Raw genomic sequence first — 25359 nt, forward strand, 5'->3', positions numbered from 1 at the left:
ATCTTCAGATTTCCTTCAGGCGCGATCGGGCCCGGCACGCGAAGCTTCACATCAGCTTCAGCGGCGCTCGATCCGCATTGACGGTGACTGGCGGGCTCCAGACCATGGCGCCAGTTCGCATCGCCATGCCTTCGACCAAGGGCAGCGCGGCGCAGGACTTCGAACACTAAAACATCGCGAGGCAAACCATGGTCCCCGTTCTTCCGTCGAGAGCGCCCCGCGCGCTCACCCTGGCGCTGCGACGCCTGCCCGTGGCGCAGGCCTGCGCCCTGCTGATGCTGGGCGCGTCCGGCGCCCACGCCCAGAGCGCCGCGCCCCCCGAGTCCGCCGCCTCCGCGCCGCGACCGGGCGCCAACCCCGGCACGAACCCGGGCGCAAACCCCGGCACCAAACCGAACGAAGCGAAGAGGGACTCCGACGCCGCGCTGGAGACCGTCGTCGTCACCGGCATCCGCCGCAGCGTGGAGGACTCCATCGCCGTCAAGCGCAACGCCAGCTCGATCGTGGAGGCGGTGTCCTCCGAGGACATCGGCAAGCTGCCCGACGTGACCGTGGCGGAATCGCTGGGCCGCGTCAGCGGCGTGGCCACGCAGCGCGACAAGGTCAGCGGCAAGGCCAGCGGCGTGAGCGTGCGCGGCATGTCGCCGTCCTTCAACGGCTCGCTGCTCAACGGTCGCGAGCAGGCCTCGACCAGCGATGCGCGCAGTCCCGAGTTCGACCTCTTCCCCGCCGAGCTCACCAGCAGCCTGCTGGTCTACAAGACGCCCGATCCCAGCCTGGTCGGCCAGGGCCTGGCCTCGACCATCGACCTGCGCACCATCCGCCCGCTGGACTACGCCAAGCGCAGCGTCGCGATCAGCGGCCGCAAGGAACGCATCGGCGTGGGCTCCGGCACCGAGGCCGGCGACGGCCATCGCGCCGGCCTGGTCTACGTCGACCAGTTCTCGGACCGCCGGATCGGCCTCGCGCTGGGCCTGAGCTCGCTGCGGGAGGACAACGGCGGCGAACTCAAGTTCGACAACTGGGGCGGCTACGCGCCCAAGGTCGATTACCAGGGCCAGCAGGTCACCGTGCCCGGCGGCTTCCTCGCCGAGACCTCCAAGCGCAAGACCGAACGCGACGGCGCCTTCGTGACGCTGCAGTTCAAGCCCAACGCGGACTTCAAGACCACCGCCGACCTGTTCTGGTCGCGCGGCAACGAGACCACCAAGAAGACCGGCATCGAAGGCGCCATCGCCTTCGGCACCGGCCCCTACGATCCCAACGGCGCGCTGACCAACGCCACCATCGTCGACGGCGTGGCCAACGCCGGCACGATCAGCAACTACAAGGCGGACGTGCGCAACCACGTCTACGGCAGCAAGGACCGGCTGCTGTCGCTGGGCCTCAACAGCGAGCTGCGCACCGGCGACTGGCGCTGGGAAGGCGACATCGCCCACTCGCGCGGCGTCAAGGACATCAGCAACTACGAGACCACCGCGGGCCAGCCGGGCAACACGCCGGAGAGCCAGCTCGGATCCATCAGCTGGACCGGCTTCAACGGCAACAACTTCGGCGACGTGAAGTACACGCCCAGCCTGAACTACGCGGACCGCAACGTCGCCGTGCTGACCGACGTCGCCGGCTGGGGCGGCGGCGTGAACTCCCCGCAGGCCGGCTACGTGGCGCTGCCGCGCATCACCGACCAGGTCGACAGCCTGCGCTTCGTCGCGCACCACGACGCGGGCTGGGGCCCGATCGCGGGCACGCGCTTCGGCGCCAACTTCACCAAGCGCGACAAGGCGCGCACCGGCCAGGAGGGCCGGCTCTACATCCTCGGCGGCGACGGCTACGCCAGCGTGCCGGTGCCGGGCAGCGAGACCGGGATCGCCGGCCCGACCGGCATCCCCGTCGTGTCCTTCGATCCGACCGGCACGCTGGGCTCGATCTACGGCATCAACCGCTGGGTCGATTCCACGGTGCTGGCGCGCGACTGGTCGGTGCGGGAGAAGGTCGCCACCGTCTTCGCGATGGCCGACCTGGCCGGCGACCTCGGTCCCCTGCCCTACACGGGCAACGTCGGCTTCCAGGTCGTCAACACGCGGCAGCGCTCCACCGGCAACCAGGTCGACCTGGCCAACTGCACCGGCATCACGGTCGAGACCTGCCCCTATGTCGAACGCAGCGAGGGCGACAACTACACGCGCTTCCTGCCCAGCATGAACCTGACGCTGGACCTGGGATCGCAGCAGCTGCTGCGCTTCGGCGCGGGCAAGCAGCTGGCGCGGCCCAACCTGGACAACATGAAGGCCAGCCTGGACTTCCAGGTGCAGAACGCCACGTCCGTCTCGCCCGCGCTGACGGGCTTCGCCGGCAATCCGAAACTCAAGCCCTACGAGGCCTGGGCGCTGGACCTCTCCTACGAGAAGTACTTCGGCCGGCACGGCTACATCAGCACCGCGGTCTTCTACAAGAAGCTGGAGAACTACGTCATCAACGCGCCGCGCGGCTTCGACTTCGCGCCCTTCGTCAGCGCCAACACGCCGCTGCCGACGACCGGTCCGTTCAAGGACTCGACGGTCGGCTTCCTGACCCAGCCGATGAACGGCCAGGGCGGCAACATGAAGGGCGTCGAGGTTTCGGTCAACCTGCCGCTCAACATGCTGAGCAGCTGGCTGGACGGCTTCGGCACCTCGCTGAACTACTCGTACACCGACAGCTCGGTGCGCCTGCCCACGTCCGGTTTCGTGACGCCGCAGAACGGCCCCGTCTTCAAGGACAGCGTGCCCGAGATCGGCCTGCCCGGCCTGTCCAAGCGGGTCGCCACGGTGCGCCTGTACTACGAGAAGAACGGCTGGCAACTGGCCTGGGCGGCGCACCGCCGCTCCGATTTCATCGGCCAGATCCTGGACTACCGCAGCGACTCGCAGTTCACCTTCATCAAGAGCGAGACCATCGTCGACATGCAGCTGGGCTACGAGTTCCAGACCGGCTGGCTCAAGGGACTGTCGGTGCTGCTGCAGGGGCACAACATGACCAACGCGCCGTTCCAGGAGTACACGACCGATCCGAATGTCGTCACCAACAAGGTCAAGTACGGCAAGACCTACCGGCTGGGGCTGAACTACAAGTTCTGATCCGGCAGACCCGTCAGGAACCCTTGTCCCGATGCCCGTTCACGAGCGTTCGGGATCAGGAACGTCTCCGTTGCCGCGCCCGGTGGCCTGACCGTGCGTGTGTCCGGCTCCGCCGGGCGCGGCTCTTTTTATTCCCATGACCCGAACGTCCCTCGACGTTCAAGGCCGATCCGCGATGTCTTCTGATTCCTTCGACGATCCCTTCAATCCGGCGACATCGCCGACGGCGGCTCCGGCGCCACTCGCCCCGATCGCGCGGCGGCGCTGGTTGCAGGCTGGTGCCGCGCTGCCGCTGGCGATGCTGGGCGGTGGGGCGTCCGCGTCTCCCGCCGCGGATCAGGCGATCGCGCCGCGGCGGGAGGCGTCGTCACCCGCCGGCGGCGATGCGCGCTACGCGGCCAAGCCCTATGTCGAACTGCGCCATCCCGACTGGGCGCGCGACGCGACGATCTACCAGATCAACCTGCGCCAGTTCACGCCCGAAGGCACGCTGCGCGCCGCGCAGGCGCAGCTGCCGCGGCTGCAGGCGCTGGGGGTCGGCATCCTGTGGCTGATGCCCATCCATCCGATCGGCGAGCGCCAGCGCAAGGGCTCGCTCGGCAGCCCGTACGCGGTGAAGGACTTCCGCGCGGTGAACCCCGAGTTCGGCGACGCCGCGGACCTGCGCCGCTTCATCGACCGCGCGCATGCGCTGGGTCTGCGCGTGATCCTGGACTGGGTCGGCAACCACACCGCGTGGGACAACGTGCTGGTGGCGCAGCATCCCGAGTGGTATGCGCGGGACGCGGCCGGCCGCTTCCATCCCACGCCCTGGTACGACTGGGACGACATCATCGACCTCGACTACGACCAGCCCGGCCTGCGCCGCTACATGACCGAGGCGCTGGTGTACTGGGTGAAGGAGTTCGGCGTCGACGGCTACCGCGTCGACGCGGCGGGGCTGGTGCCGCTGGACTTCTGGGAAGAGGCCGCGCGGCAGATGCGCGCGGTGAAGCCGGTGTTCCTGCTGGCGGAGTGGGAGGGACGCGACTTCCACGCGCGCGCCTTCGACGCGACCTATGCCTGGACCTGGTGGGACGCGCTGAAGCACATCGTCGAGGGTCGGACCGACCTGGGGCCGCTGCTGACCTACTACGCGTGGGCGCGCAAGTTCTATCCGCGCGAGGCCTACCGGATGCTCTACACGACCAACCACGACAAGAACGCGTGGGAGGGCACGGAGTTCGAGATCTTCGGCCCGGCGGTGGACGCGGTGACGGTGCTGTCCTTCGTCGGGGAAGGCATGCCGATGCTCTACAACGGGCAGGAGGCCGGGAACACGCGTCGGCTCGCGTTCTTCGAGCGCGATCCGATCGTGTGGCGCGACGACGCGCCGCAGGGCGTGCTGCTGAAGCGGCTGATCGCGCTGAAGCGCTCGCACCGCGCGCTGTGGAACGGCGAGGCCGGCGCGAGCATGGAGCCGCTGCGCAACGACGCACCGCGACAGGTGCTGAGCTTCACGCGCGGCGAAGGCGCGGGGCGGCTGGTCGCGCTCTTCAACTTCTCGGCACAGGCGCGCACGGTGACGATCGAAGGACCGGCCCTCGCAGGCCGCTATACCGATTTCATCGGCGGACAGCGCATCGACCTGAGCGCGAAGCAGTCGATCGATCTGCCGGCCTGGGGCTTCCGTGTCTTCGTTGCGTGACCCCGCGCGGCGGCGTTGCGCGCTGGGGCTCGGTGCGATCGCGCTGATCGCAAGCGTCCCGGCATCGGCATCGTCCCAAACACAAGTCGAGACCCTGGATCGGCCGCAGCCGCAGCCGCAGCCGCAGCCACAACCGACTCCACCCCGCCCGCTTGCGGAGGTCGCCTCGCCCGACGGACGCCTGGTCATGCGCATTGCGAGCGACAAGGACGGCCGGCTGAGCTACACGGTTGCCCATGCGGGACGGCCCGTGGTCAACGAATCGCGCCTCGGTCTGCTGCTGACGAATGCGGACCCACTCGATGGCGGCTTCGAAGCAGCGCGAGCCGTCGTCACTGAGCACGACGAAACCTGGGAGCAACCCTGGGGCGAGGACCGCATCCTGCGTGACCGTCACCGCGAACTGCGGCTCGATCTGCGCCAGCCGCGCCGCGGCCGCTCGATGACCTTGCGTGTGCGCGTGTTCGACGATGGCCTCGGCTTCCGCTACGAACTGCCTGCGCAGCGGGCTCTACCGGTGACGCGCATCGCTGATGAGCTCACCGAATTCGACATCGCCGAGCCGGCGCAGGCGTGGTGGTCCGCGGCCGGTGAACGGCTCGTGCTGGAGATGCCGGTGCAACACACGCCGTTGGTTGAGACCGGCCTTGCCAACACGCCGCTGACGATGCGCACAGCGAGCGGCTTGCACCTCGCCCTGCACGAGGCGGCCCTCGTCGACTACGCGACGATGTGGCTGCGCCGCGTCGATGGGCAGCGCCTGCGCGCGCAGCTGGCGCCCTCCGCCACAGGACCCGCAGTCGAGCGGCGCAGCGCCTTCGTCACGCCATGGCGCACGCTGCAGGTCAGCGAGACCGCGACGGGGCTGCTCGATTCGCGCCTCACCTTGCATCTCAACGAGCCGAACCGGCTTGGCGACGTCGCCTGGTTCAAGCCCGGCAAGTTCGTCGGCATCTGGTGGGAGATGCACCTCGGCCGATCGACGTGGAACCCCGGACCGCGGCAGGGCGCGACGACGGCCAACGCGCGGCGCCACATCGACTTCGCCGCGGACAACGGCTTCGACGGCGTCCTCATCGAAGGATGGAATCGGGGCTGGGACTCGGACTGGCCCGGCAACGGCGCCAGCTTCGACTTCCTCCGACCCGTCCCGGGATTCGATCTGCGGCAGGTCGCGGCGTACGCCCGCGAGCGCGGCGTGCGACTGGTCGGCCATCACGAGACCGGCGGCAACGTCGCGCACTACGAGCAGCAGATGGACCGTGCCTACGCGCTCTATGAGCAGCTCGGCGTCCGGGTCGTCAAGTCCGGCTACGTCGCCGACGTGGGCGCGGCGCGCTTCGCCGATGCGACGCGGACGGGCAAGCGTTCGAGCACGGGCTCAAGCACCGGCGCAGGCACGCACCGCGGCTTCACCGAATCGCAAGAGGGCGTGCGCCATTTCCAGCACGCGGTCGAGCGCGCCGCGCGCCACCGCATCGCCGTCGACACGCACGAACCGGTGAAGGACACGGGCCTGCGCCGCACCTGGCCCAACTGGGTCACGCGCGAGGGTGCGCGCGGCCAGGAGTTCAACGCGTGGGGCGAGCCGATCAATGCGGTGGACCACGAGGTCCGGCTGCTCTACACGCGGATGCTGTCCGGCCCGATGGACTTCACGCCGGGCGTGGTGAGCCTGGACGGATCGAACGGGCGTCACCTGCCGTCGACCGTGGCCAAGCAGCTCGCGCTGTACGTGGTGCTGTATTCGCCGCTGGTCATGGTCCCCGACCTGATCGAGCACTACGAGCGCGCGCCGGACGCATTCGACTTCATCCGCCGCGTGCCCACGGACTGGGAACGCAGCCTCGCGCTGGCCGGCGAGGTCGGCCGTTATGCGGTGATCACCCGGCAGCAGCGCGGGTCGCGCGATTGGTACCTCGGCGCGATCGCCGACGCAGAGGCGCGCGAGACCGACATCGCCTTCGACTTCCTGCCGACCGGTCAGCGCTTCGCCGCGACGATCTGGCGCGACGGCGACGCGGCGGATCACCGCGACCTGCAGCGGCGCTTCGACCTCGTGGTCGAACAGCGCGAGGTCGCCTCGACGGACCGCCTGCGACTGCGCATCGCGCCGGGCGGCGGCTGGGCCGTGTGGCTGACGCCGCTGATGCCGCCGGGCGCCGCATGAGCGCCATCACGCCGTGGCCCGCGCTGCTGGCCGTCGAAGACGGCCGGAGCCTCGTGACCGCGCATCGGCACGGGGACGGCCGTCTGGTCCACCGCGCCCGCTGGGAAGCGGGCTCGCCCGCCGCCATCAAGCGTGCGCTCGCGTTGGCGCTGGTCATGGGACTTCAGGCGCCTCGGCATGCCGTGTTCATCAGCGATGCGAAGGAGGCCTCGGATGCGGGTGTGCTGGACGGCTGGCGTCGCTCGCTCGGCTTGAGCACCTTGCGCGGACTGTCGGAACGCGATGCGCTCAGCCATGCTTTGACCCGGGAAACTGGCGCAGCAACGGGGACAGACGCCCTGCTCTGCCGCTGGCTGCCTCAGACGGCCGCGTCCGTTGAAGCAGGAGCCTCGCGTGTGGCGCTGGTCGTGTCCGTCGGCGCGCCGGAAGCGGCGCTTCTGGCGCTGCTGCATCATCCGGTTGCGCCGCTCGACGAACACGTTCCGGCAGTGCTGCAACGCATCGGCCCATCGCTCTCGAGCGAAGACATGCCACACGCAGCACAGGCGCTGGCAACACTGTGCGGTCTGGCAGCGCTCGCCGGCGTCCGGCGTCTGCTGTTTCAACGCATGCCCGACGCGCTGCGCATCGCCGTGTCGACACCGCATTGGCAGGCGATGGTGGCTCGCCTCCTCGATGGACGTATGGCACCGCCGCTCATCGTTGAAGACATCGATCGCGCCGACATCGATGGCGGAGGTGCCGCGACCTGGCTCCTGACCGGCGCGGGAGAGATGCTCCGTGCCGACTGGCAAGCGCGGGAGCGCGCCCATGCCATCCCGGTGCTGTCGCTGGTCCGCGAGCGCTATGACGCCCTGCCCCGCACCGAGCGCCGCGTGGCGGACCTGATCCTCGCCGACGCGGATGCCGCGCTGCGCACGGCCACGGCGGAACTCGCGCGGCTCGCGGAGGTCAGCCAGCCGCAGGTGATCCGCTTCTGCCGGAGCCTGGGCTTCGACGGCGTCACGGACTTCCGCAGGGAGCTGGCCGGCAGCCTCGCGTTGGGGGCATTCGCAGGCAAATGATCTTCGCTTCCACGAATTCTATATTTCCACTATTATCAAATGATGGAAGAACTCGACGTCGTTCGCGCCCTGGGCGCGCTTGCACAGCCTCTGCGCCTGCAGATATTCCGCGCGCTGGTCGTCGTCGGTGAGCCCGGCCTGACGCCGGGTGCGATCCAGGAGGGGTTGGGGGTGCCGGCCGCCACGCTGTCGTTCCACCTCAAGGAACTGGTGGCCTCCGGCCTCGTGACGCAGGAGCGGTCCAGCCGCAACCTCATCTACCGCGCCGCCTACGCCCGCATGAACGCGGTGATCGGCTATCTCACGGAGAACTGCTGCCAGGGCGCCGCCTGCGCGGCGACGCCGACATCGACGTCGGCACCAGCCGGCTGCGACTGCTGACGACACCCGGAACATCGAGGCCTGCCGATCCATGACGACCAACGTGCTCATCCTGTGCACCCACAACTCGGCGCGGAGCGTGCTGGGCGAGGGCATGCTGAACCACTGGGCGCAGCGCCTGGGCAAGGACATCCGGGCCTTCAGCGCGGGCAGCGCGCCGAGCGGCCGCGTCAACCCGCATGCGCTGAAGGCGCTCGGCGACGCAGGCATCGACACGAGCGCCTGTCGCAGCAAGAGCTGGGACGAGTTCGTCGCCGACGACGCGCCCGAGATGCGCGTCGTCATCACCGTCTGCGACAGCGCCGCCGCGGAGCAGTGCCCCTACTGGCCCGGGAGTCCGGTGAAGGTCCATTGGGGCTACGCCGATCCGTCGAACGCGCTCGAAGCCGACAGGCCGCGGGCCTTCGAGCTGACCCGCCAGGCCATCGGCTACCGGATGCTCCAGCTTGCGCAACTGCCGTTGGCATCGATGAACAACGCCGAGCTCCGGCAAGCGTTGGATGCCATCTCCAGGTCCTGACATGTCCGCCGCAACACACGACCCCGCCGTCGGCGCCGCGAAGCCGGCGATCAACTTCTTCGAGCGCACTCTGAGCGTCTGGGTTGCCCTGTGCATCGTCATCGGCGTCGCGCTCGGGCAGTTCCTTCCCGGTGTTTTCAATGCCATCGCCGCCTTCGAAGTCGCGCAGGTGAACCTGCCCGTCGGCCTGCTCATCTGGGTGATGATCGTCCCGATGCTGCTGAAGATCGACTTCGCAGCGCTCGGCCAGGTCAAGGCGCATGCCCGGGGCATAGGCGTGACGCTGTTCATCAACTGGGCGGTGAAGCCCTTCTCCATGGCGCTGCTGGGCTGGATCTTCGTGCGGCACCTGTTCGCCGGCTGGCTGCCGGCCGACCAGCTCGACAGCTACATCGCAGGGCTCATCCTGCTGGCCGCGGCCCCGTGCACCGCGATGGTCTTCGTGTGGAGCCAGCTCTGCAAGGGCGACCCGTACTTCACGCTGTCCCAGGTGGCGCTCAACGACGCGATCATGATCGTCGCCTTCGCGCCTATCGTCGCGCTGCTGCTGGGCCTGTCCTCGATCACGGTGCCGTGGGACACGCTGATGACCTCGGTCGGCCTGTACATCGTCGTGCCCGTCATCCTGTCCCAGCTGTGGCGCAGGCAGCTGCTCAAGCGCGGGACCGATCACTTCCAGGCGGTCGCCGCCAGGCTCGGACCGCTGTCGATCACGGCGCTGCTGCTGACGCTCGTCCTGCTGTTCGCCTTCCAGGGCGATCGCATCATCGATCAGCCGCTGGTCATCGCCCTGCTCGCCGTGCCCATCCTCATCCAGGTCGTCCTGAACTCAGGGCTGGCGTATTGGCTCAACCGCCGGATGGGCGTGCAGCACTGCGTCGCAGGTCCCTCGGCGCTGATCGGCGCGAGCAACTTCTTCGAGCTGGCCGTGGCCACCGCGATCAGTCTGTTCGGCTTCCATTCCGGCGCCGCGCTGGCCACCGTGGTGGGCGTGCTGATCGAAGTGCCGGTGATGCTGGCGGTGGTCGCCATCGTGAACCGCTCGCAAGACTGGTACGAACAAGGAGCGCAACGTGCTTGACCTGGACCCGACCTTCCCGGCGCTGCAGTCGGACCTCTTCGATGTGCCGGATCAGGAACGCCTGACCGTGCGCGAGCCGTCGGCGCATCGTCCGCGCTTCCTGCTGCTGTACGGCTCCTTGCGCACCCGGTCCTACAGCCGGCTCCTGAGCTTCGAGGCGGCCCGCCTGCTCGAAGCCATGGGCGGCGAGGTGAAGATCTTCGACCCGTCCGGTCTGCCGCTGCCGGACGACGCGGCGGACACGCATCCCAAGGTCCAGGAGCTGCGCCAGCTGGCCGCCTGGGCAGAAGGCATGGTGTGGTGCTCCCCCGAGCGCCACGGCGCGATGACCGGCGTGATGAAGGCGCAGATCGACTGGATCCCGCTCATCTCCGGCGCCGTGCGGCCGACGCAGGGCAAGACGCTGGCGGTGATGCAGGTGTCGGGCGGCTCGCAGAGCTTCAACGCGGTGAACCAGATGCGCGTGCTCGGCCGATGGATGCGCATGCTGACCATCCCGAACCAGTCGTCGGTGGCCAAGGCCTTCGCCGAGTTCACCGAAGAGGGCCGCATGAAGCCGTCCTCGTACTACGACCGCGTGGTCGACGTGATGGAAGAGCTGTTCAAGTTCACGCTGCTGACGCGCGACCTGGGCGACTACCTCGTCGATCGGTACAGCGAGCGCAAGGAAACGGCGGAGAAGCTGTCGGAGCGGGTCAACCAAGGCGCGATCTGAGTCCCTGGCCGCGGGGCAATTTCACTTCACTTCGCAGCCGCTCGCTTCACTGCCGCCAGCTTCGGCTTCATCGCCCCGACGGTCTTGCGCAGATGCTCCACCACATGCTGCGCGCGCGCCGACAGCGGCCATTCGGCGCGGTGGATCAGCCACAGCGTGTCCACCACCGGTGAGCCGCAATCGAGCACGCGGATCTCGTCCTGGCGAGGGAACGCACGACGCGCGTGCTGCGTCAGCACGGTGAACCCGAGGCCTCTCGCCACCGGCTCCAACAGCAGACCGATCTGGTTGCTGAAGCCACGCACCGGCAGGTCGCGCACACCCGCCGAACCGGGGAAGTGCCGGCTCAGCAGGCGGCCTGCCATGGCCTGCCCATCGGGGTGGTCGATGAAGCCGATGCGGCGCAGATCGTCCCACTGCTGGACCTTCTCCGCCGCCGGGAACACCAGTTCCAGCGGTTCTTCCAGGAACGCACAGCTCGCGAGCCGGGCGTCGTCCGGTCTCAGCGTCACGAGGCCCAGTTCATAGCGGTTGTCCAGCACCGCCTGCAGCACGTCGGGATCGGGCGCGAAGCGATGCCGCACCACCAGCCCCGGTCGCTGCGCCTGCAGGTCCAGCAGATGCGGATACACGAACAGCCCGATGCCGCCCGGCGTGATCATGCCGACCTCGCCCTGGCACGCGTCCTCGTCGGCCAGCCGGCCGCGCAGGCGCTGGTCGGCCTCGTCCAGCTCGCGCCAGTAGTCCAGCGTCGCCTTGCCGGCGGGCGTCAGCTCGATGGCGCGCGGGCGGCGGATCAGCAGCGGTCCCAGCGAGTCCTCCAGATGCCGCACGTGCTGGCTCACCGCCGCCTGGGTCAGGTCCAGCGCCTCGGCGGCGCGCGTGAAGCTGCCCAGCCGCGCCAGGGTGGCGAAGCTCCGCAGCCATTGGGGATTCAGCATCGTGGGCTCAACTCGAACATAGGGACTTGAACATAAGGAAGTGTTATCGCGGCAATAAGGCCGCAGTACTTTTCATTATGAGACCCTCTTCCTAGACTTCGGCCTCCGCGGGTCTTTCCCCGCTTCGCGCTTCTGCCCTCTTCGTCCTCTTCGTCCTCCTCTTTCTCCTCTTCCCGTCCAAGGTCTCCATGTCCAGCCTGTTCTCTCCGTTCGCCCTCAAGGACGTCGTCCTGCGCAACCGCATCGCCGTGCCGCCGATGTGCCAGTACAGCGCCACCGACGGCCTGGTCAACGACTGGCACCTGACGCACTACGCCGGCCTGGCGCGCGGCGGCGCGGGCCTGGTGATCGTCGAGGCCACCGGCGTCGCGCCGGAAGGCCGCATCACCCCGGCCTGCCTGGGCCTGTGGAACGACGACCAGGCCGCAGGCCTGGCGCGCGTCGCCGCCGCCATCGCCTCGTTCGGCGCGGTGCCCGGCATCCAGATCGGCCACGCCGGTCGCAAGGCCAGCGCCCACAAGCCGTGGGAAGGCGACGACCACATCGCCGCCGGCGATCCGCGCGGCTGGGCCACGCTGGCGCCGTCCGCCGTGGCCTTCGGCAAGGGCCTGCCGCAGGTGCCCAAGGCGATGGACAAGGACGACATCGCCCGCGTGCAGGCCGACTTCGTCGCCGCCGCGGTGCGCGCCCGCGACGCCGGCTTCCGCTGGCTCGAACTCCACTTCGCCCACGGCTATCTGGCGCAGAGCTTCTTCTCCGTCCACGCCAACCAGCGCGACGACGAGTTCGGCGGCAGCGCCGAGAACCGCGGCCGCTTCCTCCTCGAGACGCTGCGCGCCGTGCGCAAGGTCTGGCCCGAGCACCTGCCCCTGACCGCCCGTTTCGGCGTGATCGAGTACGACGGCCGCGACGAGCAGACGCTCGCCGAAGCCATCGGCCTGACCCGCGCGATGAAGGCCGAGGGCCTCGACCTGCTGAGCGTCAGCGTCGGCTTCACGACGCCCGACGCGCAGGTCCCCTGGGGTCCTGCCTTCCTCGGCCCGATCGCGCAACGCGTGCGCAAGGAAACCGGTCTGCCGGTCGCTTCCGCCTGGGGCTTCCACACGCCGCAGCTGGCCGAGCAGGCCGTGGCCGAGGGCCAGCTGGATGTGGTGATGATCGGCCGCGCGCTGCTGGCCAATCCGCACTGGCCGCACCAGGCCGCGCAGGAACTGAAGAAGGACAAGCCGACCTGGGTGCTGCCCGCGCCCTACGCGCACTGGCTGGAGCGCTATCAGCCGCAACGCGGTTGAATCAGCGGCTGCCCTGACGATTCGTGCACGGAGCCGGGCATGCCGGTACCCCCGGGAGCGAATTCCGAGCGGCGAGGAGGAGATTGAGCGGACGGGGGTACCGGCATGCCCGGCGGGCGCTCGGTGCCTGCAGGGCCAGCTTCACAGCGGATACGAATAGCCCTGCTGGATCGCGCGCTCGTAGGTGCAGACCTCGATCGCGTCCCGGCGGCTGTCGAGGTAGTCCAGCAGCGCGGTGAACTTCGCGAACTGCCCCGCGTTGCCCGACGGGATCACGTGGAAGACGAAGATGGCCAGCCCGCGGCTGGCCGCCGCGTAGCTCGCGAAGTTGACGAGGTCGGCGGCGGTATTGACGTTGAGGTCGATGCCCAGCGCCGTCACGTAGTTCGGGTCGGCGATGGGGAAGGTCTCCGGCAGCACGGCCTTGGCCGTGATGGAGCCGCTCGCGCCGACGTTGAAGCCGCGCATCCCCATCGGGAAGTTGGTCCGGCGCGCCGCCTTCCAGTCCAGCGCGTTGGGCGAGTTGTTGGAGAAGTAGGACCCCATCCCTCCCCCGTTGAGTCCCAGCGCCACCCACAGCGCGCGTTGCGAGGCCATCTCCGACATCGCCTGGCTGCCGCCGAACGGCGGGTTCTCCGTCGACCAGGCCTGCGACGCGACCTGCCAGCCGTGCAGCCGGCAGAGCTTCTGCATCTGCGCGACGCTCATCTGGAACTGGTCCGGACCGGCACGCAGCATCGCCGCGACCGCGCCCGGGAACAGCGTGCCCGGGAAGCCGCGGCGCGCCAGTTCGAACGAGGCGTCGGTCCAGGTGTCCGCGCGGCAGTCATCGAAGGCGATCACCGCCGCCGCGCGGTCCAGTTGCTTGGGGCAGATGAACAGGCCGCCGAGCGCGATCTGCGTGCCGACGGTGACACCGCCCAGCCGCGCGCCCGCATGCGTGATCGCGGTGATGTCGCTCAACTGCGCGGCGCCCACGGCCACGAAGTCCTCGATGGCGAAGCCGAGCACCTGCCATTCGAGCGTGGCGTTCCAGTTCACGCGCGTGCATTGCAGGTAGTTCCCGCCGCTCGCGTTGACCGTGGCGCCGGTGTAGAGGCGGATCCCCGCCGTGATGCTGCCCGGGCCCGACGCGCCGCCCGGCAGGACCTTGAAAGCGAGGTAGACGTTGCAACCCGTGAGGTTGAGCGCGGGCAGCGGCACCGTGCCCGGGATCGCCGTGACCGCACCACCTGACCCCAGCGTGATGAGCGGGCTCGTGCCCATGTTGGCCGGATAGGCGCTGGACGCCGTGTTGCCGATGTAGGGATCGGAGGTGTCGTTGCTCTTGGTCGCGCCGCCGGTCAACGCGGTGGCTGCAGCGGCGGCCGTGGTGAAGAGCCCGAGGTTGCGCTTCTTCGGCCAGAACGTCGGCGGCGGCGCCGACGGGCCGGAGATCAGCGGCATCTCGAAGGCACCGGCCACGACGTCGGGCGGCGTCAGCAGCGTGCCGGTCGACACGTCGGAGGCCAGCACGCCGGTCACCGGCGCGTTGGCATCCGGCACGCCGGCGGTCGGCGCGAGGAACGGCATCAGCGCGCGCTGCTGCACGCCGACGACCCGGCCGAAATCATCGACGACCCATTGCAGTTGGCGATGGGTATCGTCGGCCATGGTTCAGCGCCGCGCCACCGCGTCCAGCGGCACCGCCGCGGTCTCGACGAAGATCGACGGCCGGAAGCCCTCGGCATTCCCGCTCGTGGGCTTGCCCGAGTCCGAGGCCAGCATCTCGATCGCGAAGGCCGACATCGGCTTCGCGAACAGATAGCCCTGCAGCTCGTCGCAGCCCATCGCGACCAGCTGGTCGCGCTGTGCCGCCGTCTCCACGCCCTCGGCCACGACCTTCAGATGCAGCACGCGCGCCATCTCGATGACGGCGCGGGCGATCGCCTGCGCCTCCACGCTGGTCGCCACGTCGGCGACGAAGCTGCTGTCGATCTTGAGCTCCTGCGCCGGCAGCTGGCGCAGCGCGGCCAGGCTCGAATAGCCCGTGCCGAAGTCGTCGATGGAGATGTGCACGCCCAGCGCGCCCAGCCGCTTGAACGCGCGCCCGGTGACGGTGGCATGTTCCATCGCGACGGACTCGGTGATCTCGCAGGTGAAGCGCTCGGGCCGCAGGCGGTGCTTCTTGAGGCCCTTCTCGAGCCGGACGATGAAATCGTCCGACCGCATCTGGTAGCCCGACACGTTGATCGCCACGCGCATGCGCAGCCCCATCTCGCGCCAGCGCGCGGCCTGGGCCAGCGCGGTGTCGGCCACCCAGTCGCCGATCGCGTCGATCACGCCGTAGCGCTCGGCGATCGGGATGAAGCGCGACGGGCTCACCATGCCCAGCGTCGGATGCCGCCAGCGCAGCAGCGCCTCCACGGCGGTGACCTGCATGGTCTTGGCATCCATCTTCGGCTGGTAGACCAGCTCGAGTTCCTTGTTCTTGATCGACTCGCGCAGCTCGCGCGCCAGTGTCAGCTCCTCGCGGAGCTCTTCCTCCTGCACCGCATCGAAGAACGCATGGCCGTTGCCGCCCAGGCGCTTCACCGAGCGCATCGCCGTCTGCGCGCGCCGGATCAGCCGGATCGAGCTGCCGTGCTCGGGCGACATCGCCACGCCCACCGACAGTCCCACGCGCAAGGAGGTCGTTCCGATCACGACGGGTTCGGTCAGGCTGTCCAGCACCTGGCGCACCAGCGCGTCGGTCTGCGACGGCGGCATCTCGCTCCAGAGGGCGAACTCGTCACCCGCGAGCCGTCCGACGAGGGCCTTCTTGCCGCCGATCTGCCGCAGCCGCTCCGCGGTACGGACCAGCAGGTGGTCGCCGAATTCCTTGCCGTGTTCGTCGTTGACGAGGCGGAAGCCGTCCAGACCGATGTACAGCAGGCTGCCCTGCCCCTCGCGCCGCTGGAGTCCCTCCAGCATGGCGGCGAACTCATCCTCGAAGCGGCGCGCCAGCAGCAGCCCCGTGAGCCGGTCCCGCTGACGCCGGCGACCGACGCGGCCAAAGCGCCCCTGGGCCGCCATCAGCAGGGCCAGAGTCAGCGCGACGCCCAGCAGGACGCCCAGGAGAACCCACATCAGCGTCAACAACGGCTCCGGAAGCGGCAGAGGAGGAAGTTCGCATGCTAGGCGCTGAAAGCGCTCTCGTGCGCTGTCAGCACCGGAATGCGGGGGCAGGTCTGACCTGCTGTTACTTGAGGGTGTGAAGAACTCGCCTTTCCCGGGGCGTTCAGCGGCGTAACGGCCCGCGCGACGCGGCGTGCGCGCGACACCCCACCCTTAGGGGCGATAGGCAAGCGCCGATAGGTGGAAACCCCATGCGCACAGTCATGTCAGCACGATGTCAGGCAGAGACAATGCGCGCTGTTTTTTTGTTTCAAAACAGCGCCTTTTTCTGGTCACGAGCCGGGAGCCGGGCGCGACAACGGACGAACCCGGAAAGATCGAGCACAGCATGGCGCTACAGCATTTGACCGACGAGCAGGTGCAGACCTGGTCGCGCGCGCAGAAGGACGAGTGGTGGTTCAAGAACGTCTTTCGCGGCGACATGGCGCAGCTCTCGCTGCGTTCCGGCTTCACCGGCTTCATGCTGGGCGGCATCCTGGCGGCGACCTCGCTGTACATCGGCGGCAAGACCGGCATCAGCGTCGGCGTGGGGCTGACCTCGGTGATCCTGGCCTTCGCGATGTTCCGCATCTTCGCGACGCTGGGCTGGGCCTCGGACTACACGATCCTGGAGAACAACTGCACCCAGTCGATCGCGACGGCCGCGGGCTACGTGGTGTCGCCGCTGTTCTCGTCGCTGGCGGCCTACATGCTGGTGGTGGACCGCATCGTGCCGTGGTGGCAGATGACCATCTGGATGGTCGTGATCGCGATCCTGGGCGTGCTGGTGGCCTTCCCGATGAAGCGGCGCTTCATCAACGAGGACCAGCTCCCCTTCCCTGAAGGCCGCGCCTGCGGCGTGGTGCTGGACTCGCTGTACACCGGCGAGGGCGGCGAAGGCATCTACAAGGCCAAGCTGCTGGCCAAGGTGGCCGGCGGCGCCGCGCTGTACCAGGCCATCGTGAGCGACGGCTGGATGAAGCTGCTGCAGTTCAAGATCCTGCGCATGGACCAGTGGGCCGGCATGACCGAGCCCTGGACCTTCCACGAGCGGCTGGACCAGTACTACTACGGCCTGGCGGCCAAGGCCGAGATCTGGATCCCCAAGATCCTGGGCACGGACATCCGCGCGCTGGGCCTGCGCCTGACGCTGGACGCGGCGATGCTGGGCGTCGGCGGCCTGATGGGCATCGCGGTGGCGACGAGCTGCCTGCTGGGCGCCTTCGTCAACTTCGTGGTGCTGGCGCCCATCATGATCCAGGCCGGCGACATCGTGCAGCGCGTGGGCCCGACGGGCGCGCTGATCCCGATCTCGCGCGTGGAGATCGTCAACCAGTGGTCGATGTGGTGGGGCGTGGCGATGATGGTCGCGGGCTCGCTGACGACGCTGCTGGCCAAGCCCGACCTGTTCCTGGCGGTCTTCAAGGTCTTCAAGAAGAAGCCCGCCGGCAAGAGTGACGGCAGCGACCTGCTCAACCACATCGAGGTGCCGCTGTGGATCTCGTATGTCGGCGTGCCGATCTTCGGCGTGCTGGCGGCGTGGACCTCGCACGCCTTCTTCGGCGTGCCCTTCCTGATGGCGCTGATCTCGCTGCCGCTGATCTTCGTGCTGACGGTGATCTGCACGAACTCGATGGCGCTGACCTCGTGGACGCCCACGGGCGCTCTGTCCAAGATCACGCAGTTCACGATGGGCGCGATCGACCGGTCCAACCCGGCGTCCAACCTGGTGCCGGCGGGGATGACGGCGGAGATCGCCTCGAACGCGGCCAACCTGCTGAGCGACATCAAGCCCGGCTACATGCTGGGCGGCAAGCCGCGCCACCAGGCGATCGGCCACATCATCGGCGTGGTGGCGGGCGTGCTGTTCTGCGTGCCGCTGTTCTTCCTGCTGTTCGTGCCGAAGAACGCCGACGGCGTGCGCAGCACCTCGACCATCATCTCGGAGCAGTTCTCGATGCCCGCGGCGGTGCAATGGCGCGGCGTGGCGGAGATCATCGCCAACGGGCTGCACAGCCTGCCGGCGTCGGCGCTGATCACGATGGCGATCGCGGCGATCTGCGCGGTGGTGATCGAGGTCATCAAGATGGCGACCAAGGGCAAGTTCCCGCTGTCGTCGGTGGCGATCGGCCTGGGCGTGGTGCTGCCGCCGGAGTCGACCTTCGCGATGTGGGTGGGCGCCATGATGTTCTTCGTCATGGGCAAGATCTACAAGACGCCGGGCACGAAGGGCTGGAAGCGCTGGGTGGACGGCTGCGAGCCGATCTGCGCGGGGCTGATCTCGGGCGCGGCGCTGATGGGCATCGGCAACGCGATCGTCAACGTGCTGATCTGAACTTGAGCTAATCGAGACTCGATCGAACAAGGATCGAGTTCGAACCATTCCACGGGAGCCGGCAACGGCGGATCGCGTGGCACAATTCGGGCCCTTCGGAGGCGTGGGAACGCTTCCAAGGGCCCGAAGTCATTTCTGCACTCCGGGCGTGATTACTGATTTCAGTCTGCCCGTAGCTCAACTGGATAGAGCAGCTGCCTTCTAAGCAGCAGGTCGGGGGTTCGAGTCCCTCCGGGCAGGCCAACGTTGCAAGATGGGAGAGCCCCTTTTGGCACCGATCCGATGCATCGCGCTCGCAGCTCTGCTGAGCGTCACCCTCGCCGCTCACGCCGAACCTGGGATCCAGGTCGGCTTCTCACCCGAAGGCTCCGCACGGCAGCTCGTGCTCGAGACCCTAGGCGGCGCGAAAGAGCGCATCCAGATCCTGGCCTATGCCTTCCAGGCGCCGGACATCATGCAGGCGCTCGTCGACGCGAAGAAGCGCGGCGTACAGGTGCAGGTGGTCGTGGACAAGAAGCGCAACCAGAACAAGCCCAGCAAGAAGGCGATGGACTTCGTGACGAGCAATGGCGTGGAGCTGCGCACCAACGACCATTTCCACATCCACCACGACAAGACGATCATCGTGGACGGCCACACGGTGGAAACGGGCTCGTTCAACTTCGCGCCCTCGGCGGAGACGCTCAACTCGGAGAACGTCGTCGTGATCCGCAACGCACCCGAAGTCGTCCGGCAATACCTGACCCACTGGCAGTCGCGATGGGACCTCGGCCAGCCCTACGTCTCCAAGACCTTCCCCGAGAAGTCGACGCCGCCGCCCGCGCCTTGATCAGCGCGACGCTTCAAGCAGCCGGGTCAGGGTCGGCTGCATGGCCTGCGCCCATTGGCGATAGCCCTTCTCGCTGAGATGCAGCTGATCCGGCATCACGTCCGGTGAGAGCGACCCGTCGGTATTCATCAGCGAAGCGCCGACGTCGAGGAAGTGGACGTTGCGGCCATCCGCGAACGCGCTGATCCGCGCGTTGATCTTCGTATTGACCGCGCGCATCGCGTCGTCCGCCTTGGCACCACGCGGGAAGATCGCCAGCAGCAGGATCTCCGTCGTGGGGAGGCGCAGGCGGATCTCGTCGATCACACGGCGCACGCCGGCCGCGGTGACGGCCGGATCGTCCTTGCGGTCGCCGGTGTTGTTGGTGCCGATCAGGAGCACGGCCACCTTGGGCGCGATGCCGTCGATCTCGCCTTGCTGCAGGCGCCACAGCACGTTCTCGGTCTTGTCGCCGCCGTAGCCCAGGTTGAGCGCGTCGTAGCGGACGAAGTGCTCGGCCCACACCGGCTGGCCGACGGCCTCCCAGCCCTGCGTGATCGAGTCGCCGATGAACACGAGCTGTGGAGACTTCCCCTCGGCCCGCATCGCGCGGATCTCCGCGAGCTTGGCCTCGTGGCGCGGTCGCCACCAGGGCAAGGACCAGGCTTGCGTCTGCGGCGCGGGGGTCTCCGCTTCAGACCGGCTTGCGGCCGAAGCAACGGGCGTTTCCGCGGCAGGCGCAGCGGACGCGGCCGACGCCGCGCCGATCGCGACCGCGATCAGCAGACCTCGGGACTCAAGGAAAGGCTTGGTGTGGCTCATGGGCGGCGAGCTTAGCGCGTCGCCGCAGGATCGATAAGGTCGATCAGGCGCGACGACGGCGCATGCTGAACGCGGCGGCAGCGAGCGCGATGCCGACCAACCCCAGCTGGCCCGGCTCCGGCACGTCGAGTGCCTCGACGCGCGACGCGACCATCGCGTCGCCGTTGCTGATGCCGCTGTAGTACGAGTCGACAACGCTCACGAAGGCCAGGTCGGCGCCGGCCGTCGGCAGGCGCCAGGAGACACCGATGAACAGGCTGTAGTTCGGGCTCGATCCGTCCATCAGCCAATCGTTCTGATAGCCGTCGCCGTTGGAGTCATAGGCGGCCTGACCGGTATAAGCCAACCACGTCCAGCTCAGCGTGCGGTTGGTCCATCCACCGCCGTTCAGCACGCCTTGCGTGTCGAGAATGCGGATGTAGTCGTCGCTGAAGGTGACGGTTCCGGTGTAGCGAGCCCCGGACGTGAAGTCCAGTTCGACCTGGCGCACAACGTTGGCTTGAGCAGCCAGAGTGAAGAGGCCGAGCGCGGCCACGGCTGCGAGCTTCGCAAGCCCACGGAACTTGATCATGTGATTCCCTCGATGGATCTTTGTTGTCGTATCCGGCGCCCGCTCAAGAGCGCCTTCCGGAACACTGAAAGCGAGTTTCATGCCAAATTAGGGATTGCGGTGCCGAGTGCCTTGTGAGGCAAGGACTTGCACGTGACCGTCGCCGGCCCCGCCTCGAATTACTCTTCGATCTGTAAAAAATCTCGACGCCGCCACCCTCTCAGCGCTCCGCGCCAGGCAACGACGCTTCTCATCACCGCTTGAAACAACTTACCGGGAGGGCCCCTTGGCACTCGATGACCTGAGCCCACCTCAACGCGCGCTCGCCGAATTCATGTCCGATCTTTCGGAGCGCGCCTACGCCGCGGGCTGGCTGGCGGACATCGAGATCGAACTCTGGCGAGCCCTGCATTCCCCGGCGTATCGCGGCGGCCGGCTCCGCCTGTCGCTGGAAGACGTTCACGCGCTTGAATCACTGAGCACCGCATGCGGCGGGTGGATCTTCTTCGACGGCGAACTCGAAGAGACCTTCGTGCCCATGGAGGAATGGATCGTCAAGCACCCCATCTCATCGATCCCGGGTCGATGAGCCTCGGCCTCTCCTCAATCAATCATCGACATCCGGCAGGCTGGGCAGCTCCAGGTTCTCGTGCGCGTTGAGCCACTCGCTACCGGCCACAGCCTCCGCGCGATCCGCATCGCCCAATCTCCTGGCCGCGAGGAGCGCGATCAGCGCGGAGAAGCTGCCGATCGCGTAGCAGCCGAATCGCTCCAGGCCGGTGGCTTGCATCGGGAACAGATCCACCAGGCACAGCACCAGCACGAAGGCAGCCGCGGCAAACACGCGCTTCCAACGTCGCTCAGATCGTTCCAGTTCCCGCAGGGTCTTCATGCGCGGCAGCTCCAGAGTCGGCCCGGATCATAGGGGCACGGCGGATCCGTCGATACTGCCCCCTCCCTCTCCGCTCCACGACGTCACCGACGCCTTTCGATGCTGCTGTCCGCGCTCCGCAAGCTCTTCAAGTTCCTGCTCTTCGTTCTGCTCGCCCTCGCCTTGCTGGCGGTCTGGGGCTTCCTGATCGAGCCGCGCTGGGTGGCCCGCCGCGACATCCCCGTGCAGGTCGCCAACTGGCGCGGACCTCCGGGACTGAAGGTCGTGGTCGCTTCCGACTGGCACATCGCGCACGAGTTCAAGCGCGTCATGACCATGGCCCGCGCCAACGCCATCGTCGACGAGATCAACGCCGCCAAGCCCGACGTCGTGCTGCTGCCCGGCGACTTCATCTCCGGCCGCGGCGAGGACGGCACCACGCCGGAAGACGTGGCCGCCGTGCTCGGCCGGCTGCGCGCCACGCACGGCGTGTACGCGGTGCTGGGCAATCACGACTGGTGGACGGACGGCCCCCGGTTCAGTCACGCGCTGAGCGCGGCCGGCATCCGGGTGCTGCTCAACGAAGCGGTGCCGCTGCCCGGCACCGACGTGTGGGTGCTGGGCATCGGGGACAGGACGTCGATGCAGAGCGACCCGGTCCGCGCCGCGCGCCAGTTGCCCGCCGGCGCCCAGGCGTTGACGCTGATGCATGACCCGGCCAGCGCGCGCGCCCTGCCGCCGGTGCCAGGCCTTGCCGTGGCCGCGCACACGCACGGGGGTCAGGTCTGGATCCCCTTCCACGGCTCCGCCGTCGCCCCCCACGGCTGGCCCAAGGACAAGACCCACGGCTGGGTCGACATCGGCGGCCGGCCCGTCTACATCACCAGCGGCCTGGGCGTCAGCATCTATCCCATCCGCATCAACATGCGGCCGGAGTGGGTGATGTTCACCATCGGCACTCAGCCTGGGCAGCAAGGCCCGCGATAGAGGACCGACGTCGGCCCTCAGCCGCCCCGGAGCTCGGTCTTGCGCTCGATGATCCGGGAGACCAGTCCGTAGTCGACGGCTTCCTCGGCCGAGAGCCAGCGGTCGCGCCCGATGTCCTCGAGCACCACCTCCAGCGGCTTGCCCGTTTCGCGCGCGATCGTCCCCGCGATGCGCTCCCTCGCCTTGACGATCTCGCGCGCCTGGATGGCGATGTCGCTCGCCGGCCCGCCGGCGCCGCCGCTGGGCTGGTGGATCAGGAAGCGGGTGTTGGGCAGGCAGTAGCGGCGCTCGCGCGGTACGGAGAGGTACAGGTGGGTGGCGGCGCTGCCCACCCAGCCGGTGCCGATCATGTTCACCGGCGCGGCGATGAAACGCACGATGTCGTGGATCGCGTCGCCGGACTCGAGGTGCCCGCCCGGCGAGCTCACCAGCACGTCGATCGGGTCGGCGCTCTCGGCGTCCAGCGCGATGAGGCGGCGCGTCACGTCGGCGGCCAGCACGTCGGTGACGGTGCCGAAGATCAGCAGCGTGCGGGCCTTGAAGGCCTTCTCCTCCAGGTAGGAGGTGCGCGGCTCGGTGGCGGCGGACGGGGCGGCAGGGGTCGGATGCTCCATGGATCAGGTCCTGGTGGTTGAACTCCTGCCTTGACGAACGAGCGGCGCCGCGCGTGACACCGACACCGACGCCGCCAACCCTGCGTGACCGCCTGTGGCACGCTCTCCCCATGCACGACGACAGCGCCCAGACCCTGATGAACGCCGACCGCCGCAGCCTCGTCCGCGCGGCCACCCGCCTGCTGGGGCCGTCCGAGGCCGAGGACGCCGTGCAGGACGCCTACGTCCGCGCGCTGGAGACCGATCCGACGGGGCTGAATGCCGCCCAGGCCTGGATGCTCACCGTCGTGCGCCATCTGGCCATCGATCGCCTGCGGCGGCGCGCGTGGATGCAGCAATGGGTGGAAGCGACGCAGGCCCAGGACTCGGGCTCGGCGTCCTCGCCGGCATCCACGGCGTTGATCTCCTCCACCGCCTCGACGGCCCCTTCGGCCGAGACGGTGGCGACGCTGGCGGAGGAAGTGGCGCATGCGCTGCGACTGATGGCCGCGCACCTCACGCCGATGGAAGGTGCCGCCCTCCTCCTGCACGAGGTCTTCGAGGTCGAGCATGCGGAGATCGCGCACGCCAACGGTCAGTCCGAGGCCGCCAGCCGGCAGCGCCTGCGCCGTACGCTGGCGCGGCTGCGTCAGGCGGGCAGCGGATCCGCCGGAGCGGCTCCGCGGCATGCCGACGTCGAGCCGGATGCCGGTGAAGATGCCGTCTTCCGCCAATACCTCGACAGCCTGCGACTGCGCGATCCGCGATCGCTCTGGGCGATGCTGCGGCGGCCGCCGATCAGCGCGATGGCGCCGCGATCCGGCACCGCCACTGCCACCACCGTCGCTGCCAGCGCGCCCGCCCCGTCGTCCAGCGTCGCCGCCTCCGGCGTCCTGCAGGTCGGCGGACAACTGGGGCTGGTGCTCACGCTGGACGGGGTCACCTAGTGCGTACTGCCGCTGGGCGTGCGACAGGCGCGGGAAGCCCCGGATGAGGCCTACTCGACGATCAACGTGTAGCTGACCGCCTGCGACATACGCGGCAGCGCGCCGCCGAAGTTCAGCGTGTGCCGGCCGCGCGGGAGCGGCTTCAGCATCACGTAGTAGCCGTTCGACGCGGACGGGAAGAGCCGCGCGCCGCTGGGATGCCGCGCCCAGGCGTTGAAGCATTCCGGGCTGGCCTGGCGGTGGCGGCGGAGATCGGCGTAGCGCACGCCGTCCACTTCCAGCACCAGCATCTCGGCGCCCTCGGTGATGCGTTCGGCGTCGCGCGTGACCTGCGCGCAGGTCGGCATGCCGGTGCGCGTCGGCGTGTACACGTAGTTGATCAGCGGGAAGAACAGGTACTTGTCCGCCGGCACCCGGCAGGTGCGCACGGTGCGGGCCGTGCCGTAGGTCCCCGCGAGGAAGAACACGTCACCCGACTGGCGGTTGCCGCACTGGACGCCGGTCCGGTCGGCGACGGGACTGAGGTCGTCCTCGAAGGACATCGCCCACTCCCACCAGCGGCGCGACCACTCGCCCTGCGTCACCCAGCCCACCTGCTCGTCCGGCCCCAGCAGCGGCGAAGCCGGCGCCGCCGCGGACGCGGGGGCCGCTGCGGTGTCCACCGTCTGCGCTTGAGCGCGGCCGCCGACCGCCATCGTCAGACCCATCGTGACGGCCAGCAGCGCCGTCTTCCCTCGTGCGTTCATCGTTCCGATCTCCCTTGAACCGGGGCGCATTCTCGCCGTGACGGACGACCGCCCCGCATGACCTCCGCCACAATCCCGCTCCATGAGCTTCGAACCCACCGCGCTGCTGGACATGTCCAGCCCCGAGGCCAAGCGCGCCTCATACGACACGCTGGTCGCCCAGACCCAGGCCCTGCTGCATGGCGAACGCGACTGGCTCGCCAACCTGGCGCAGTTCTCCGCGCTGGTCTTCAACGCCGTCCCGACGCTGAACTGGGCCGGCTTCTACCTCGTCAATGCGAAGAACGACCAGGAGCTCGTGCTCGGTCCGTTCCAGGGCAAGGTCGCCTGCGTGCGCATCGCCTTCAGCCGCGGCGTCTGCGGCGCCTGCGCACGCACGCAGGAAGTCCAGCTCGTCGAGGACGTGCACGCCTTCCCCGGCCACATCGCCTGCGACGCGGCCTCGCGTTCGGAACTGGTGCTGCCGGTCGTCGCCGGCGGCACGCTGCGCGGCGTCTTCGACCTCGACAGCCCAGAGCCCGCGCGCTTCGACGCCATCGACGCCGAAGGTTTCCAGCGCGCGGTCGCCGTGCTGGTCGCCGGCACCGACTGGACCTGA

23 protein-coding genes and 1 tRNA gene are annotated in these 25359 nt (G+C 68.7%); 16 read left to right on the forward strand and 8 right to left on the reverse strand.

The annotated features are described in order from the left end of the window. Positions 1 to 188: 188 nt before the first annotated feature. The 8 genes from ABE85_RS11145 to arsH all read left to right on the forward strand — a co-directional run bounded on the left by ABE85_RS11145 (position 189) and on the right by arsH (position 10734). On the forward strand, positions 189 to 3116 hold the full coding sequence (locus ABE85_RS11145) for a TonB-dependent receptor (RefSeq protein WP_067273997.1): 2928 nt from the start codon (positions 189 to 191) through the stop codon (positions 3114 to 3116). 175 nt (positions 3117 to 3291) lie between these two features. Then, positions 3292 to 4803 (forward strand): alpha-amylase family glycosyl hydrolase, encoded by a 1512-nt coding sequence (locus tag ABE85_RS11150; protein ID WP_231993280.1) that lies wholly within the window; start codon positions 3292 to 3294, stop codon positions 4801 to 4803. Then, positions 4787 to 6973, forward strand: coding sequence for a glycoside hydrolase family 97 protein (locus tag ABE85_RS11155; RefSeq protein WP_409072584.1), 2187 nt, complete (start codon positions 4787 to 4789; stop codon positions 6971 to 6973). Before ABE85_RS11150 ends, ABE85_RS11155 begins: the two co-directional genes overlap by 17 nt. Further along, positions 6970 to 8037, forward strand: coding sequence for a hypothetical protein (locus ABE85_RS11160; RefSeq protein ID WP_067274005.1), 1068 nt, complete (start codon positions 6970 to 6972; stop codon positions 8035 to 8037). The genes ABE85_RS11155 and ABE85_RS11160 overlap by 4 nt, the downstream gene beginning before the upstream one ends. A gap of 42 nt (positions 8038 to 8079) precedes the next feature. Continuing rightward, the gene (locus tag ABE85_RS11165; RefSeq protein WP_067282473.1) at positions 8080 to 8418 is read left to right on the forward strand and encodes a helix-turn-helix transcriptional regulator; all 339 of its coding nucleotides are present in this window, start codon (positions 8080 to 8082) and stop codon (positions 8416 to 8418) included. A 31-nt stretch (positions 8419 to 8449) separates the two neighbouring features. After that, positions 8450 to 8938, forward strand: a complete 489-nt coding sequence (locus ABE85_RS11170) for an arsenate reductase ArsC (RefSeq protein WP_067274008.1) — start codon at positions 8450 to 8452, stop codon at positions 8936 to 8938. Position 8939: 1 nt separating this feature from the next. Further along, positions 8940 to 10019 carry an ACR3 family arsenite efflux transporter gene (gene arsB / locus ABE85_RS11175; protein WP_067274012.1) on the forward strand — a complete coding sequence of 360 codons (1080 nt, stop codon included), beginning with the start codon at positions 8940 to 8942 and terminating at the stop codon, positions 10017 to 10019. Between the two features lies 1 nt (position 10020). After that, a complete protein-coding gene (arsH, locus tag ABE85_RS11180) occupies positions 10021 to 10734 on the forward strand; it encodes an arsenical resistance protein ArsH (protein ID WP_157523031.1) in 714 nt (237 codons plus the stop codon). Positions 10735 to 10760: 26 nt separating this feature from the next. Here arsH and ABE85_RS11185 read toward each other — a convergent pair whose 3' ends face one another. Further along, positions 10761 to 11675 carry a LysR family transcriptional regulator gene (locus tag ABE85_RS11185; protein WP_067274018.1) on the reverse strand — a complete coding sequence of 305 codons (915 nt, stop codon included), beginning with the start codon at positions 11673 to 11675 and terminating at the stop codon, positions 10761 to 10763. A 188-nt stretch (positions 11676 to 11863) separates the two neighbouring features. Here ABE85_RS11185 and ABE85_RS11190 point away from each other — a divergent pair, with 188 nt between their 5' ends. Continuing rightward, on the forward strand, positions 11864 to 12967 hold the full coding sequence (locus tag ABE85_RS11190) for an NADH:flavin oxidoreductase/NADH oxidase (protein WP_067274021.1): 1104 nt from the start codon (positions 11864 to 11866) through the stop codon (positions 12965 to 12967). Positions 12968 to 13108: 141 nt separating this feature from the next. On the opposite strand, the gene ABE85_RS11195 is transcribed toward ABE85_RS11190, so the two are convergent. Both ABE85_RS11195 and ABE85_RS11200 read right to left on the reverse strand, forming a co-directional pair. Further along, positions 13109 to 14620, reverse strand: a complete 1512-nt coding sequence (locus ABE85_RS11195) for a hypothetical protein (RefSeq protein WP_067274025.1) — start codon at positions 14618 to 14620, stop codon at positions 13109 to 13111. 3 nt (positions 14621 to 14623) lie between these two features. Then, positions 14624 to 16075, reverse strand: coding sequence for a bifunctional diguanylate cyclase/phosphodiesterase (locus tag ABE85_RS11200; protein WP_157522216.1), 1452 nt, complete (start codon positions 16073 to 16075; stop codon positions 14624 to 14626). A 376-nt stretch (positions 16076 to 16451) separates the two neighbouring features. Here ABE85_RS11200 and ABE85_RS11205 point away from each other — a divergent pair, with 376 nt between their 5' ends. The 3 genes from ABE85_RS11205 to ABE85_RS11215 all read left to right on the forward strand — a co-directional run bounded on the left by ABE85_RS11205 (position 16452) and on the right by ABE85_RS11215 (position 19266). Then, a complete protein-coding gene (locus ABE85_RS11205) occupies positions 16452 to 18437 on the forward strand; it encodes an OPT family oligopeptide transporter (RefSeq protein WP_067274031.1) in 1986 nt (661 codons plus the stop codon). Between the two features lie 166 nt (positions 18438 to 18603). Beyond that, a tRNA-Arg gene (locus ABE85_RS11210) sits at positions 18604 to 18680 on the forward strand. A gap of 25 nt (positions 18681 to 18705) precedes the next feature. Beyond that, positions 18706 to 19266, forward strand: coding sequence for a phospholipase D family protein (locus ABE85_RS11215; RefSeq protein ID WP_231993281.1), 561 nt, complete (start codon positions 18706 to 18708; stop codon positions 19264 to 19266). Here ABE85_RS11215 and ABE85_RS11220 read toward each other — a convergent pair whose 3' ends face one another. Both ABE85_RS11220 and ABE85_RS11225 read right to left on the reverse strand, forming a co-directional pair. Next, positions 19267 to 20067 carry a platelet-activating factor acetylhydrolase IB subunit gene (locus ABE85_RS11220; protein ID WP_082938537.1) on the reverse strand — a complete coding sequence of 267 codons (801 nt, stop codon included), beginning with the start codon at positions 20065 to 20067 and terminating at the stop codon, positions 19267 to 19269. 43 nt (positions 20068 to 20110) lie between these two features. Then, entirely contained in the window at positions 20111 to 20719 is a 609-nt protein-coding gene (locus ABE85_RS11225; RefSeq protein ID WP_082938538.1) for a PEP-CTERM sorting domain-containing protein, read from the reverse strand. A gap of 184 nt (positions 20720 to 20903) precedes the next feature. Here ABE85_RS11225 and ABE85_RS11230 point away from each other — a divergent pair, with 184 nt between their 5' ends. Beyond that, on the forward strand, positions 20904 to 21206 hold the full coding sequence (locus ABE85_RS11230; RefSeq protein ID WP_067274042.1) for a hypothetical protein: 303 nt from the start codon (positions 20904 to 20906) through the stop codon (positions 21204 to 21206). Between the two features lie 18 nt (positions 21207 to 21224). On the opposite strand, the gene ABE85_RS11235 is transcribed toward ABE85_RS11230, so the two are convergent. Next, positions 21225 to 21509 (reverse strand): hypothetical protein, encoded by a 285-nt coding sequence (locus tag ABE85_RS11235; RefSeq protein ID WP_067274045.1) that lies wholly within the window; start codon positions 21507 to 21509, stop codon positions 21225 to 21227. Positions 21510 to 21608: 99 nt separating this feature from the next. On the opposite strand from ABE85_RS11235, the gene ABE85_RS11240 reads away from it, so the two are divergent. Then, entirely contained in the window at positions 21609 to 22475 is an 867-nt protein-coding gene (locus ABE85_RS11240) for a metallophosphoesterase (RefSeq protein WP_067274049.1), read from the forward strand. A gap of 17 nt (positions 22476 to 22492) precedes the next feature. On the opposite strand, the gene ABE85_RS11245 is transcribed toward ABE85_RS11240, so the two are convergent. Then, entirely contained in the window at positions 22493 to 23089 is a 597-nt protein-coding gene (locus ABE85_RS11245) for an ATP-dependent Clp protease proteolytic subunit (protein WP_067274052.1), read from the reverse strand. Between the two features lie 110 nt (positions 23090 to 23199). Between ABE85_RS11245 and ABE85_RS11250 the strand changes: the two genes are divergently transcribed. Further along, the gene (locus tag ABE85_RS11250) at positions 23200 to 24015 is read left to right on the forward strand and encodes a sigma-70 family RNA polymerase sigma factor (protein WP_067274057.1); all 816 of its coding nucleotides are present in this window, start codon (positions 23200 to 23202) and stop codon (positions 24013 to 24015) included. A 50-nt stretch (positions 24016 to 24065) separates the two neighbouring features. Here ABE85_RS11250 and ABE85_RS11255 read toward each other — a convergent pair whose 3' ends face one another. After that, positions 24066 to 24761: a hypothetical protein gene (locus ABE85_RS11255; RefSeq protein WP_067274061.1), complete on the reverse strand. Its 696-nt coding sequence runs from the start codon at positions 24759 to 24761 to the stop codon at positions 24066 to 24068. Positions 24762 to 24843: 82 nt separating this feature from the next. Here ABE85_RS11255 and ABE85_RS11260 point away from each other — a divergent pair, with 82 nt between their 5' ends. Next, positions 24844 to 25359, forward strand: coding sequence for a GAF domain-containing protein (locus ABE85_RS11260; RefSeq protein ID WP_067274065.1), 516 nt, complete (start codon positions 24844 to 24846; stop codon positions 25357 to 25359).

Origin of the sequence: Mitsuaria sp. 7, assembly GCF_001653795.1 — a bacterium.
GTDB lineage: Bacteria > Pseudomonadota > Gammaproteobacteria > Burkholderiales > Burkholderiaceae_C > Roseateles.

Coding starts and splice junctions, on each gene's coding strand:
- ABE85_RS11145 (WP_067273997.1), top strand. CDS start 189: ATGGTCCCCGTTCTTCCGTCGAGAGCGCCCCGCGCGCTCACCCTGGCG.
- ABE85_RS11150 (WP_231993280.1), top strand. CDS start 3,292: ATGTCTTCTGATTCCTTCGACGATCCCTTCAATCCGGCGACATCGCCG.
- ABE85_RS11160 (WP_067274005.1), top strand. CDS start 6,970: ATGAGCGCCATCACGCCGTGGCCCGCGCTGCTGGCCGTCGAAGACGGC.
- ABE85_RS11165 (WP_067282473.1), top strand. CDS start 8,080: ATGGAAGAACTCGACGTCGTTCGCGCCCTGGGCGCGCTTGCACAGCCT.
- ABE85_RS11170 (WP_067274008.1), top strand. CDS start 8,450: ATGACGACCAACGTGCTCATCCTGTGCACCCACAACTCGGCGCGGAGC.
- arsB (WP_067274012.1), top strand. CDS start 8,940: ATGTCCGCCGCAACACACGACCCCGCCGTCGGCGCCGCGAAGCCGGCG.
- ABE85_RS11185 (WP_067274018.1), bottom strand. CDS start 11,675: ATGCTGAATCCCCAATGGCTGCGGAGCTTCGCCACCCTGGCGCGGCTG.
- ABE85_RS11190 (WP_067274021.1), top strand. CDS start 11,864: ATGTCCAGCCTGTTCTCTCCGTTCGCCCTCAAGGACGTCGTCCTGCGC.
- ABE85_RS11195 (WP_067274025.1), bottom strand. CDS start 14,620: ATGGCCGACGATACCCATCGCCAACTGCAATGGGTCGTCGATGATTTC.
- ABE85_RS11200 (WP_157522216.1), bottom strand. CDS start 16,075: ATGTGGGTTCTCCTGGGCGTCCTGCTGGGCGTCGCGCTGACTCTGGCC.
- ABE85_RS11205 (WP_067274031.1), top strand. CDS start 16,452: ATGGCGCTACAGCATTTGACCGACGAGCAGGTGCAGACCTGGTCGCGC.
- ABE85_RS11220 (WP_082938537.1), bottom strand. CDS start 20,067: ATGAGCCACACCAAGCCTTTCCTTGAGTCCCGAGGTCTGCTGATCGCG.
- ABE85_RS11225 (WP_082938538.1), bottom strand. CDS start 20,719: ATGAAACTCGCTTTCAGTGTTCCGGAAGGCGCTCTTGAGCGGGCGCCG.
- ABE85_RS11235 (WP_067274045.1), bottom strand. CDS start 21,509: ATGAAGACCCTGCGGGAACTGGAACGATCTGAGCGACGTTGGAAGCGC.
- ABE85_RS11240 (WP_067274049.1), top strand. CDS start 21,609: ATGCTGCTGTCCGCGCTCCGCAAGCTCTTCAAGTTCCTGCTCTTCGTT.
- ABE85_RS11245 (WP_067274052.1), bottom strand. CDS start 23,089: ATGGAGCATCCGACCCCTGCCGCCCCGTCCGCCGCCACCGAGCCGCGC.
- ABE85_RS11250 (WP_067274057.1), top strand. CDS start 23,200: ATGCACGACGACAGCGCCCAGACCCTGATGAACGCCGACCGCCGCAGC.
- ABE85_RS11255 (WP_067274061.1), bottom strand. CDS start 24,761: ATGAACGCACGAGGGAAGACGGCGCTGCTGGCCGTCACGATGGGTCTG.
- ABE85_RS11260 (WP_067274065.1), top strand. CDS start 24,844: ATGAGCTTCGAACCCACCGCGCTGCTGGACATGTCCAGCCCCGAGGCC.